At 71.4% G+C, this 11,131-nt stretch carries 10 protein-coding genes and 1 tRNA gene; 9 read left to right on the forward strand and 2 right to left on the reverse strand.

Annotation, left to right across the window (positions count from 1 at the left end; genetic code table 11):
- Nucleotides 1-9: 9 nt before the first annotated feature.
- Nucleotides 10-2,163, reverse strand: a complete 2,154-nt coding sequence (gene glgX, locus R2740_RS09690) for a glycogen debranching protein GlgX (protein ID WP_371302478.1) — start codon at nucleotides 2,161-2,163, stop codon at nucleotides 10-12.
- A gap of 118 nt (nucleotides 2,164-2,281) precedes the next feature.
- Between glgX and R2740_RS09695 the strand changes: the two genes are divergently transcribed.
- The 3 genes from R2740_RS09695 (at nucleotide 2,282) to R2740_RS09705 (ending at nucleotide 5,011) form a co-directional block, all read left to right on the forward strand.
- The gene (locus tag R2740_RS09695) at nucleotides 2,282-3,061 is read left to right on the forward strand and encodes an enoyl-CoA hydratase/isomerase family protein (RefSeq protein ID WP_371302479.1); all 780 of its coding nucleotides are present in this window, start codon (nucleotides 2,282-2,284) and stop codon (nucleotides 3,059-3,061) included.
- 154 nt (nucleotides 3,062-3,215) lie between these two features.
- On the forward strand, nucleotides 3,216-4,019 hold the full coding sequence (locus R2740_RS09700; protein ID WP_371302480.1) for an electron transfer flavoprotein subunit beta: 804 nt from the start codon (nucleotides 3,216-3,218) through the stop codon (nucleotides 4,017-4,019).
- Nucleotides 4,020-4,048: 29 nt separating this feature from the next.
- A complete protein-coding gene (locus R2740_RS09705; RefSeq protein WP_371302481.1) occupies nucleotides 4,049-5,011 on the forward strand; it encodes an electron transfer flavoprotein subunit alpha/FixB family protein in 963 nt (320 codons plus the stop codon).
- 72 nt (nucleotides 5,012-5,083) lie between these two features.
- Here R2740_RS09705 and R2740_RS09710 read toward each other — a convergent pair whose 3' ends face one another.
- Entirely contained in the window at nucleotides 5,084-6,598 is a 1,515-nt protein-coding gene (locus R2740_RS09710) for a lysyl oxidase family protein (protein WP_371302482.1), read from the reverse strand.
- 146 nt (nucleotides 6,599-6,744) lie between these two features.
- Between R2740_RS09710 and R2740_RS09715 the strand changes: the two genes are divergently transcribed.
- From R2740_RS09715 to R2740_RS09740, 6 genes are all read left to right on the forward strand, one after another.
- On the forward strand, nucleotides 6,745-7,995 hold the full coding sequence (locus R2740_RS09715) for a glutamate-5-semialdehyde dehydrogenase (protein WP_371302483.1): 1,251 nt from the start codon (nucleotides 6,745-6,747) through the stop codon (nucleotides 7,993-7,995).
- A 67-nt stretch (nucleotides 7,996-8,062) separates the two neighbouring features.
- Complete coding sequence (locus R2740_RS09720) at nucleotides 8,063-8,212, forward strand: hypothetical protein (protein ID WP_371302484.1); 150 nt, start codon at nucleotides 8,063-8,065, stop codon at nucleotides 8,210-8,212.
- A 71-nt stretch (nucleotides 8,213-8,283) separates the two neighbouring features.
- A complete protein-coding gene (gene nadD, locus R2740_RS09725; RefSeq protein ID WP_371302641.1) occupies nucleotides 8,284-8,931 on the forward strand; it encodes a nicotinate-nucleotide adenylyltransferase in 648 nt (215 codons plus the stop codon).
- Entirely contained in the window at nucleotides 8,928-9,341 is a 414-nt protein-coding gene (gene rsfS, locus R2740_RS09730; RefSeq protein ID WP_371302485.1) for a ribosome silencing factor, read from the forward strand. The genes nadD and rsfS overlap by 4 nt, the downstream gene beginning before the upstream one ends.
- Nucleotides 9,334-10,038, forward strand: a complete 705-nt coding sequence (locus tag R2740_RS09735; RefSeq protein WP_371302486.1) for a histidine phosphatase family protein — start codon at nucleotides 9,334-9,336, stop codon at nucleotides 10,036-10,038. The genes rsfS and R2740_RS09735 overlap by 8 nt, the downstream gene beginning before the upstream one ends.
- 40 nt (nucleotides 10,039-10,078) lie before the next feature.
- Nucleotides 10,079-10,151 (forward strand) — tRNA-Ala (locus tag R2740_RS09740).
- The last annotated feature ends 980 nt before the right edge of the window (nucleotides 10,152-11,131 follow it).

An 11,131-nucleotide genomic window follows, 5' to 3' on the forward strand; every position in this document is an offset into this window, starting at 1 on the left:
CGGCAACCCCTACGGAGTGTGGTCGGTCTGCCGGAGCACCAGCACCGCCCGGCCGGCCAGGGTGAGTGCGTCCCCGGAGGCCACGGGGGCACCGACCGCGAGGGCCGGGTCGGTGGACAGCACGACCTCGCCGTGGTTGACCCACTGGTTGTGCGGCAGCGTCAGGTCGACCGGCTCCGGCCCGCTGTTGAACCACATCAGGAACGAACAGTCGTGCTGCTGCTGGCCGCGCGGGCCGGGGGAGCGCAGCGGGTCGCCGGAGACGAACATCCCGACCGTGTGCAGGTCGGCGTCGTACCAGTCCTTGGCCGACATCTCCCGCCCGGTGGGGTGCATCCAGGCCAGGTCCTTGGGTCCGCCGTCGATCGTCGGGGTGCCGACGAAGTGGTGCCGCTGGCGCAGCGTCGCGTGCTCGCGTCGCAGCCGCAGCGCCGCCTTGGTGAACTCATAGACGTCGAGCCACGCGTCGTCGGGCCGCCAGTCGACCCACGACACCTCGTTGTCCTGGACGTAGGCGTTGTTGTTGCCGCGCTGGGTGCGGCCGCGCTCGTCGCCGGCGGTGATCATCGGTGAGCCGTTGGACAGGCACAGCGTCACCATCATGTTGGCCGCCTGACGTCGCCGCAGCGCGAGGATCGCCGGGTCGTCGGTCTCGCCCTCGACACCGTGGTTCCACGAGCGGTTGTTGTCGGAGCCGTCGCGGTTGTCCTCGCCGTTGTCCTCGTTGTGCTTCTCGTTGTAGGACACCAGGTCGCGCAGCGTGAAGCCGTCGTGGGCGGTCACGAAGTTCACCGAGGCGTACGGCGACCGGCCGTCGTCGGCGTACAGGTCGGAGGAGCCGGCCAGCCGCGAGGCGACGTCGCGGATGCCGCCCGAGGAGGCCCGCCAGTAGTCGCGCATCGTGTCGCGATAGCGGTCGTTCCACTCCACCCACGGGGGCGGGAACGAGCCGACCATGTAGCCGTCCATCGACGCGTCCCACGGCTCGGCGATCAGCTTCACGTAGCGCAGCACCGGGTCCTGGCTGATCGTGGTGAGGAAGGCGCTGCGCATGTCGATGTCGTGACCGGTCCGCGCCAGCGCCGAGGCGAGGTCGAACCGGAAGCCGTCGACGTGCATCTCCGCGGCCCAGTAGCGCAGCGAGTCGAGGATCAGCCGCAGCGCCGCCAGGTTGGTGGTGTCGACGGTGTTGCCGCAGCCGGTGACGTCCCAGTAGGCGTCGCCCGGCGTGCCGGCGCGCTTGTAGAACCCGTGGTCGTCCAGCCCCCGGAAGGAGTACGCCGGCCCGAGGGCGCCGCCCTCCGCGGTGTGGTTGTAGACGACGTCGAGGAAGACCTCGATGCCCGCCTCGTGGAAGCTCTTCACCATCTGCTTGAACTCGGTGATCTGCTGACCGCGGTCGCCCGACGAGGAGTAGGCCGCGTGCGGCGCGAAGAAGCCGATGGAGTTGTAGCCCCAGTAGTTCACATCGCCGCGCTGGGCCACCGCCGGCTCGGTGAAGAACTGCTGGGTCGGGAGCAGCTCGACCGCGGAGATGCCGAGGTCCTTGAGGTAGTCGATGACCGTCGGGCTCCCCAGGCCGGCGTAGGTTCCTCGCAGGTGCTCGGGGATCTCGTTGTGCAGCTGGGTGAAGCCCTTGACGTGCAGCTCGTAGATCACCGTGTCGCGCCACCGGGTGCGCAGCCGCCGGTCCTCGCCCCAGTCGAACTCGTCGTGGGTGACCACGCAGCGGGGCATGCTCGCCGCGGAGTCCAGCGGGCTGGGCTTGTCGGGTGAGCCGACGACGTAAGGGAGGGTCTCGGGCCCGTAGCGGGGCTGGCCGGTGACCGCTCGGGCGTAGGGGTCCAGCAGCAGCTTGGCGGGGTTGAACTTCCGGCCGTGACCGACGTCCCAGGGCCCTTCGGCCCGCAGGCCGTAGAGCTGGCCGACGGGCACGCCGGGGATCTGTCCGTGCCACACGCCCAGCGTGTGCTCGGTGAGGCGGTGGCGGGTCTCGGTGCCCTCGTCGTCGAACAGGCACACCCACATGCCGGTCGCCTCGGGCGACCAGACGGCGAAGTTCGTGGCATCGGGACTCCAGGTGGCCCCCAGCTGCTGGTGGGTTCCCGGCCACACGGGAGCGGTCTCGTCACGGCTCTGCCAGCTCCACGTGTTCGGACTCACCGGCACATTCTGGCCGACGGCAGGCCCGGGCGGACACGAGGCCGCCCCGGGCTAGGCTCGCGACCGGACCGGGCACGCCGCCCGGCGCGACAGCCGACCAGGTGAGAGGTGGAGCCAGATGGGCGAGTTCGTCCGACTCGAGGTGGCCGACGGGGTGGGCACGATCCGCCTGGACCGGCCGAAGCTCAACGCCCTCGACGCCGCGATGCAGGAGGAGATCCGGGCGGCGGCCCACGAGGCCACCCGGCGCGACGACGTGCGCGCGGTGGTGCTCTACGGCGGGGAGCGCACGTTCGCCGCCGGCGCCGACATCAAGGAGATGGCGGCCATGTCCTACACCGACATGGTCAAGCACTCCGGGGTGCTGCAGTCGGCGTTCACCGCGGTGGCGCGGATCCCGAAGCCGGTGGTGGCCGCGGTGACCGGCTACGCCCTCGGTGGCGGCTGTGAGCTGGCGCTGTGCGCCGACATCCGCATCGCCGCCGACGACGCCGTGCTCGGGCAGCCGGAGATCCAGCTCGGCATCATCCCCGGCGCGGGCGGCACCCAGCGGCTGACCCGGCTGGTCGGCCCGAGCCGCGCCAAGGACCTGGTCTTCACGGGTCGGTTCGTCCCGGCCGACGAGGCGCTGGCCATCGGCCTGGTCGACAGGGTGGTGCCGGCCGACCAGGTCCATGGCGAGGCGCTCACCTGGGCGCGGCAGTTCGCGGCCGGGCCGGCGTACGCCCTGCGCGCGGCGAAGGAGGCGATCGACCGGGGCCTGGAGGTCGACCTCGACACCGGGCTGGAGATCGAGCGGCAGCAGTTCGCGGCGCTGTTCGCCACCGAGGACCGAGCCATCGGGATGGGCTCCTTCGTCGAGAACGGCCCCGGCAAGGCGACCTTCGTGGGGCGCTGAGCCACGGCCGACCCTGTGACTCACTCCACCCGCTGCCAGGTACCGGGGGCGCGATACCGACGGGTAGCCTCACCAGAGCACGTCCGTGGCCTCCGGCATAGACCGAGGCCCTCCGACCACACGGCCCGCTCGGGCCGCACGATTGGATGATCCGTTGAACATCGTCGTCTGTGTGAAGTACGTCCCGGATGCGTCCGGTGAGGTGAAGTTCGAGGCCGACAACACCGTCGACCGGGCCGCTGCCGACGGCCTGCTGTCCGAGCTCGACGAGTACGCCGTCGAGCAGGCGTTGCAGGTCAAGGAGAAGCGCGACGGCGACGAGGTGACGGTCACGGCCCTGTGCGTCGGACCGGAGAAGGCCGTCGACGCGGTGCGCAAGGCGCTGCAGATGGGAGCCGACCAGGGCGTGCACGTCGTCGACGACGCGATCGCCGGCTCCGACGCGGTGGCCACCTCGCTGGTGCTCGCCGAGGCGGTGAAGAAGGCCGGCTCTGCCAACGGTGGGGCGGACCTGGTGATCTGTGGGATGGCCTCGACCGACGGCGGGATGAGCGTGGTGCCGGCGATGCTGGCCGAGCGGCTGGGGCTGCCCCAGGTGACGTTCGCCTCGCTGCTGGAGACCCAGGGCGACCAGATCCGCATCCGCCGCGACGGCGACACCGCCACCGAGGTGGTGGGCGCGACGATGCCGGTGGTCGTGTCGGTGACCGACCAGACCGGTGAGGCGCGCTACCCGTCGTTCAAGGGGATCATGGCGGCGAAGAAGAAGCCGATGGAGACCTACTCGCTGGCCGACCTTGGTGTCGACGCCTCGCAGGTGGGGCTGTCGGTGGCCTGGACCGAGGTCGCGGAGACCACGGCCCGTCCGCCGCGCAGCGCCGGCGAGGTCGTGCCCGACGAGGACGGCTCGGGCGCGCAGGCGCTGGCCGACTTCCTCGCGTCCAAGAAGTTCATCTGAGCAGCCCGAGAGCGAGCAGGAGCACAGTCATGTCCGAAGTCCTGGTGCTGGTCGACCACGTCGACGGTGCTGTCCGCAAGCCCACGTTCGAGCTGCTGACCATCGCCCGCCGGCTGGGGGAGCCGTCGGCGGTGTTCATCGGAGCCGCCGGCCAGGCCGCCGCGGCCGCGACGACCCTCGGTGCCTACGGCGCCGAGAAGGTCTACGCGATCGACGACGCGCAGATCCGCGGCTACCTCGTGGCTCCCAAGGCCGAGGCCCTCCAGCAGGTCGCCGCGACGGCCAGCCCGGCGGCGATCCTGATCACGTCCTCCGCGGAGGGCAAGGAGATCGCCGGCCGGCTGGCGATCAAGCTCGGTTCCGGGCTGATCACCGACGCGGTCGACGTCGAGGCCGGAGACGGTGGACCGGTGACGACCCAGTCGGTGTTCGCGGGCAACTACACGGTGGCCGCCAAGGTCACCCAGGGCACTCCGATCATCACGGTCAAGCCCAACGCCGCCACGCCCGAGGAGGTCGCCGGCGCGGCGGCCGTCACCGAGGTCGCCGTCACCGTGTCCGACGCGGCCAAGACGGCGCAGATCATCGCCTCGCAGCCGCGGCAGGCCACCGGGCGCCCCGAGCTCACCGAGGCCGCGATCGTGGTCTCCGGCGGCCGCGGCACCGGCGGCAACTTCGAGCCCATCGACGCCCTCGCCGACTCCCTCGGCGCCGCCGTCGGTGCCTCGCGGGCCGCGGTCGACTCCGGCTGGGTGCCGCACACCTACCAGGTCGGCCAGACCGGCAAGACCGTGTCACCGCAGCTCTATGTCGCCGCCGGCATCTCCGGCGCCATCCAGCACCGCGCGGGCATGCAGACGTCCAAGACGATCGTCGCGGTCAACAAGGACGACGAGGCACCGATCTTCGAGCTCGTCGACTTCGGGGTCGTCGGTGACCTGCACACCGTGCTGCCCGCGCTCACCGAGAAGGTCACCGCCCGCAAGGGCTGAGCGCCCACCCGTCGAGGTGACACGGCCCTTCCGGGTGCACCCGGAAGGACCGTGTCATGCGCGGGCTCTCCGTCAGCCGGCGTAGCGCGCTCGCAGCGCGGCCGGTCGGAAGAACCCGGACAGGCTCTCGTCCACGAGGCCGACGGGGAAGACCTTGACGCGACGGTCCTTCCCCTGCCCGCCGAGCCGGATCTTGCGGAGCGAGGTGTTGTTGTCGGTGCTGCCCTCGATCAGGTTGCCCTCGGGGTTGGCGGTCACCCTGATGTAGTAGATGCCGTTGGGCAGCGAGCCGAGCCGGAACGCCTGGCCGGTGCGGAACTGGTAGTACGTGTCGCCGTTGCCGGCCTGCAGCACCTCGCGGATGCTCTGCGCCTCGAAGCCGCCGCAGGCGGTCGAGAGGTCGGTGTTCCACGGGTGCCAGTCGGCGCCGGGCACGGTGTAGTCCACCGCATCGGTGGCCGCGAGGCAGAAGGACTGCTTCGTGGAGCGCACCGCCAGGCTCATGTCGGCGTTGAGCAGCTCGTACTGCGCGAAGTCCTCGAAGTGCCAGTGGTGGTGGTTGCCCTCGTGCCAGTGCATCTGGCCGACCTGCTGGTAGCCGGTCTCGTTGCCGTCGGCGTCGAAGAAGTACTGGTAGGCGTCCATCACGTCCTCACCCGGCCGGCGGAACCCGTCGATCAGCAGCTGGCTGTCGCCGGCGTTCCAGACGGTGGCGCCGAACCGCAGGGCGGTGCCCTTGCCGTTGAGGGAGATCCCGAACGCCGGGAGGGTGCGCAGGTCCATCAGGGGTCCGGAGACGGCGCCGGACTGCGCCTGCGCGGGTCGGGCCGCGTGCGGCCGCGCGGCGGCCGGCCGTGGCGCCGCCGGAGCGGTGGTGCGGCAGCCACGGAGGTCGACGGTGGAGGGTCGACAGCCGGTGCCGGGCGTCACGACCATGGTGAACGTGGTCCGCGCGTCCTCCAGGCTGATCCCCAGGGCGGCTCGGTAGGCCGGCGCGATCACGGCCGTGACCGTGAACGTGCCGGGCTTGAGGCGCAGCGGGTGGCTCCAGTTGTTGAGCGTCGCGCTCCAGCCGCGCTGGATGCCCATCACGCTGCCCAGGGTGTAGGGGTTGTAGGGGCAGCCCTCCGGGTAGGGCGACACCAGCGGCGAGTCCGGACCGTTGCGGGTCACCCCGTCGTTGAGGCAGGCGCCGGGCGTCCGGCGGGTGGCCATCGTGCCGTCGGCGCGGCGGACCCGCAGGGTGTAGAACCGCGACAGCTCGTTGAACGTCGTCATGCTGCCCTCGGGGAGGGCGCCCGACATCGTCCCGCTGCGCCACTCCGACGTGATCGGGTCGTCGTACGACGCCCGGTGCGACCAGACCTCGAACGCCTCGTCGGTTGCGGTCACCCGCACCCCGAGGGGGTCGTAGATCCAGTTGTTGTAGCTGCTGACCGTGACCGTGTCGGGTGCGGTCAGCGTGATCGGCGGGACGCCGGGAGCGGCGCCGGCGGACGGCAGCACACCGGGCGCCGCGACGGCGAGCACGGTGGCGGGCAGGGCTGCGACAGCAAGGCTGGCAGCGAGTGGACGGAATCGGCGCACGGCTCCCCCTGAGAATGTGACGGACGGTCATCTGGTGAGACGCACCTCACACCGGTTCGGTTGCCTCGTCCGAGCCGGATTCTGGCCCACCGTGGCGGTGTGGGACTCCCGCCGCGCCGGGTGTCGGGGTGACTACCCTGGGACCCATGACCGACGAGCACGAGGTGATCGCGGCCGCCGAGCGGGCCCGGGCGGCGAGCTACGCCCTCGCGGTCGCCACGCGTGCCCAGAAGGACGCGGCGCTGGAGGCGATGGCGGTCGCCCTCGGGAGCCACGAGGAGTCGATCCTGGCCGCCAACGCCGACGACATCCGGCGCGCCGAGGCCGGGGGCACCCCGAGCAACATCATCGACCGGCTCCGGCTCACCCCCGAGCGGCTCGAGGCCATGGCGCAGGGGCTGCGCGACGTCGCCGGCCTGCCCGACCCGGTGGGCGAGGTGGTGCGCGGCGGCACGCTGGCCAACGGGCTCGAGCTGCGTCAGGTGCGGGTGCCGTTCGGGGTGGTCGGCATGATCTACGAGGCCCGGCCCAACGTCACCGCCGACGCGGCCGGCATCTGCCTGAAGTCGGGCAACGCCGTGCTGCTCCGGGGCTCGTCGAGCGCCCGGTCCAGCAACCGGGCGATCGTCGAGGCGCTCCGTGAGGCGGTGGTGACCGCCGGGCTCGAGGCCGACGTGGTCCAGCTGGTCCCGGGCGACTCCCACGAGAGCGTCAAGGTGCTGATGCGTGCCCGCGGCCTGGTCGACGTCCTCATCCCGCGCGGCGGGGCCGGGCTGATCCGCTCGGTCGTCGAGGAGTCCACGGTGCCGGTCATCGAGACGGGGGTCGGCAACTGCCACGTCTACGTCGACGCCGGCGCCGACCTCGACAAGGCGCTGGCGATCGTGCTCAACGCCAAGACCCACCGCACCTCGGTCTGCAACGCCGCCGAGTCGCTGCTGGTGCACGAGTCGGTGGCCGCGGAGTTCGTGCCCCGGGTCGTGGCGGCCCTGCAGGAGGGGGGCGTGACGATCCACGGCGACGCCGCGTTCCAGGCCCACGACGGGGTCGTCGAGGTGACCGAGGACGACGACGCGAGGGAGTACCTCTCGCTCGACATCTCGGCCCGCGTGGTGCCGTCGCTCGAGGCCGCCATCGACCACATCCGGCGCTACTCCAGCCAGCACTCCGACGCGATCGTCACCGACGACCTGGGCGCCGCCCGCCGGTTCGTCGCCGCGGTCGACTCCGCGGCGGTGCTGGTCAACGCCTCGACGCGCTTCACCGACGGCGGTGAGTTCGGCTTCGGCGCCGAGATCGGGATCAGCACCCAGAAGCTCCATGCTCGCGGCCCGATGGGGCTGCCGGAGATGACCTCGACGAAGTACGTCGTCACCGGAGACGGCCACATCCGCTGAGTGCGCGACCCGCGAGCGGGGGGAGGGGCGCGGCGGCCGGTGGCCGGTGCCCGGTAGGCTGTGCGCCATGTCGAGCGCCGTCATCCGTCTCGCCGAGACCACCGAGCACAGCAGCACGTCGATCAGCCCCTACGCCGTCGGCGGCACCGTGCTGGCCATCCTGCTGCTCCTGCTCGTCGTCCTGCTGATGTTCGGCAAGGGACGAGACCACAGCTGAGCGTGTCCGACGCCTCGCCGCCTCCCACGCCCGGCACCGCGGCCCGATCCGCCGAGGACGGGCCCCGGCGGATCGGCGTGATGGGCGGCACCTTCGACCCCATCCATCACGGCCACCTGGTGGCCGCGTCGGAGGTGCAGGCCTGGTTCGGCCTCGACGAGGTGGTCTTCGTGCCCACCGGCGACCCCTGGCAGAAGTCCGACCGCCAGGTGAGCCCGGCGGAGCACCGCTACCTGATGACGGTGATCGCGACGGCGTCGAACCCGAGGTTCTGGGTCTCCCGGGTCGACATCGACCGCGACGGGCCGACGTACACCACCGACACGCTGCGCGACCTCCGCCGCGAGCTGCCCGACGCCGAGCTCTACTTCATCACCGGCGCCGACGCGCTCGCCGACATCTTCACCTGGCGCGACGCCGACGAGCTGTTCGACCTGGCGACCTTCGTGGGCTGCACCCGGCCCGGCTACACCATGCCGCCCGAGACGCTGGCGAAGATCCCCGCCGAGCGGGTGACGCTGGTCGAGGTGCCGGCGCTGGCGATCTCCTCGTCGGACTGCCGGGAGCGGCGGCGGCGCGGCGAGCCGGTGTGGTACCTCGTGCCCGACGGGGTGGTCCAGTACCTCGCCAAGAACGACCTCTACCAGCCCGACCGACCATCCGGCACCGGCCACGCGACCGGCGCCCCGACGCAGACGGCAGGATCGCCTCCGGCATGACCGCCACCGACCACGCCCACGAGCTCGTCAGCACCGCCGCGCTGGCGGCGTCCGACAAGCTTGCCCAGCACATCATCGCCTTCGACGTCTCCGAGCAGCTGGCGATCACCGACGCCTTCCTGCTGGCCTCGGCGCCCAACGACCGCCAGGTCCGCGCGATCGTCGACGAGATCGAGAAGAAGCTCCGCGAGCTCGACGCCAAGCCGATCCGCCGCGAGGGGCACCGCGAGGGCCGCTGGGTGCTGCTCGACTACGGCGAGATCGTGGTGCACGTGCAGCACGAGGAGGAGCGGCAGTTCTACGCCCTGGAGCGGCTCTGGCGAGACTGTCCACTGATGACGCTGCCGGCTGAGGTCACCGAGGGCCCGTCGGGCGATCCGGTCGAGCCGGCCGTCGACGACGATGAGTGACCGGCGGGCGCTGATCCTGCTCCGCCACGGCCGCACCGCCTGGAACGCCGTGGGCCGCGCGCAGGGGCACGCCGACGTACCGCTCGACGACCTGGGCCGGGCGCAGGCGGAGGCCGCGGCCCGCGCCCTCGCGCCGCTCGGCCCGGTCCGGCTGTGGTCGTCCGATCTGGCGCGAGCGCGCGAGACCGCCGACCGGGTGGCCGCCGCGACCGGGCTCCTGGTCGAGACGACCACCGCCTTCCGGGAGTACTCCGTCGGCGAGCGCACCGGGCTGACCCTTGCGGAGTTCGCCGAGCGGCACCCCCGGGAGTACGCCGCGTGGCGGGCCGGCCACGGCGGCATCCCGGGCGCCGAGTCCGACGACGAGGTGCTGGCCAGGTTCGTGCCCGCGCTCGCGGCGGCGATGGCCGACCTCGGCCCGGGGGAGTGCGGGGTCGTGGTCACCCACGGGGCCGCCCTGAAGGCGGCGCTCGCCGAGGTGCTCGGCCTGGGCCGCCCGGGACGTGAGGCGCTCGGAGTGCTCCGCAACGCCCACTGGGTGGAGCTGGTGCACTCGGCCTCGAGCTTCCTCGGCGGCGAGGCCCGCTGGCGGCTCGCCGGCTACAACCTGTCCGCCGAGGACGCCCCCCGCGACGAGCCCGGCCCGGGAGCCGCGGCCGCCGGGGGCGATTTCGTCTCCGACGAGCCCGCCCGCTAAGATTCCCGAGTTGCCCAGGCGCCGCCAGGGCGACGACCGCGGGGCTGTGGCGCAGCTGGTAGCGCACCTGCATGGCATGCAGGGGGTCAGGGGTTCGAGTCCCCTCAGCTCCACCGATGGGATCCGCGGGACGGAGGCGACAGTGCCTCTGACCTGCGGATTCGTCATTTGGCAGGATGATGCGCTGGGTCCTCACCGAGAGGACGACCATGCGAAAGCACCAGAAACGTAGGCGAAATCGCCGCCCAACCGGGATGTGACCGCAACCGTCGTGGTGGAGCCGAGCCCGGCGACAACCCACACAGATGCACTGCGAGATTCCTCGGGACCTGCGCCCCGCCCCAGTCGCCTGTTTTCGTACCACCGTCCGAGCACCCAGCCTGTCGCACCGCCGGCGGCCACCGCCACTGCCGCGAGAAGCAACGCGGCCGACGAAGTCGCTTGACTGACGAGGACTGCGCCAATCCCAATGGCAAGGACGGCGTAGGCGGCCGGTACCCACATGTAGTTGCTCTGGGTCTCGGTCACCTGCCGGCCCTCCCTCTGGTTGCGCTGTGGGCTGGACGATTGTCTCGGACTTCCGAGGGTCAACGCCAAGCCCCGTAGGCGCCCGCGCGTCTACGACCAGTGCACGACTTTGCCGAGACCCGGGCACCAGTTCCTAGGATGGACCCGTGGTCGAACTTGCGGAGGAAGTGCGCCGTCACAGCGCCGAGCCGTTTCCTGCCTCCGTTGAGAAGGGCCTCGACTACGGCGAGGTTGACGCGGTCATGATTGACGCAGACATCCACGGTTGGGCGTCGTCCGTGGTCTCGGGCGGGCGCCTACGGGCAGACCAGCGAGCAGGGCTTGAGCGTGCGGCAGACGAGTTGGAGAGGTCACTGACCTCGTTCCCGAGGATGCGCGGCCCTTCTACGAGCACCTGCTCCGGATCGCTCGACTCACGTTGGCGCACTGATCTAGTCGCGAGAAGCGCGCAGCGCAGCCGATGTGAGGATGGATGATGGTCGCATGACGAGCGGCGTGACTGGTCAGGTCATCATCGAGTTCGCAGAGAGCGGCTACTCTCGAAGATCTCTCGCGTTCTCCCCGA

This window comes from Nocardioides sp. (assembly GCF_041393715.1).
Lineage (GTDB): Bacteria > Actinomycetota > Actinomycetes > Propionibacteriales > Nocardioidaceae > Nocardioides.

What these genes read in the sequence shown, in the direction of transcription:
- R2740_RS09695 (WP_371302479.1), top strand. Translation starts at nt 2,282, where the DNA reads ATGGGCGAGTTCGTCCGACTCGAGGTGGCCGACGGGGTGGGCACGATC.
- R2740_RS09705 (WP_371302481.1), top strand. Translation starts at nt 4,049, where the DNA reads ATGTCCGAAGTCCTGGTGCTGGTCGACCACGTCGACGGTGCTGTCCGC.
- R2740_RS09715 (WP_371302483.1), top strand. Translation starts at nt 6,745, where the DNA reads ATGACCGACGAGCACGAGGTGATCGCGGCCGCCGAGCGGGCCCGGGCG.
- R2740_RS09720 (WP_371302484.1), top strand. Translation starts at nt 8,063, where the DNA reads ATGTCGAGCGCCGTCATCCGTCTCGCCGAGACCACCGAGCACAGCAGC.
- rsfS (WP_371302485.1), top strand. Translation starts at nt 8,928, where the DNA reads ATGACCGCCACCGACCACGCCCACGAGCTCGTCAGCACCGCCGCGCTG.
- R2740_RS09735 (WP_371302486.1), top strand. Translation starts at nt 9,334, where the DNA reads ATGAGTGACCGGCGGGCGCTGATCCTGCTCCGCCACGGCCGCACCGCC.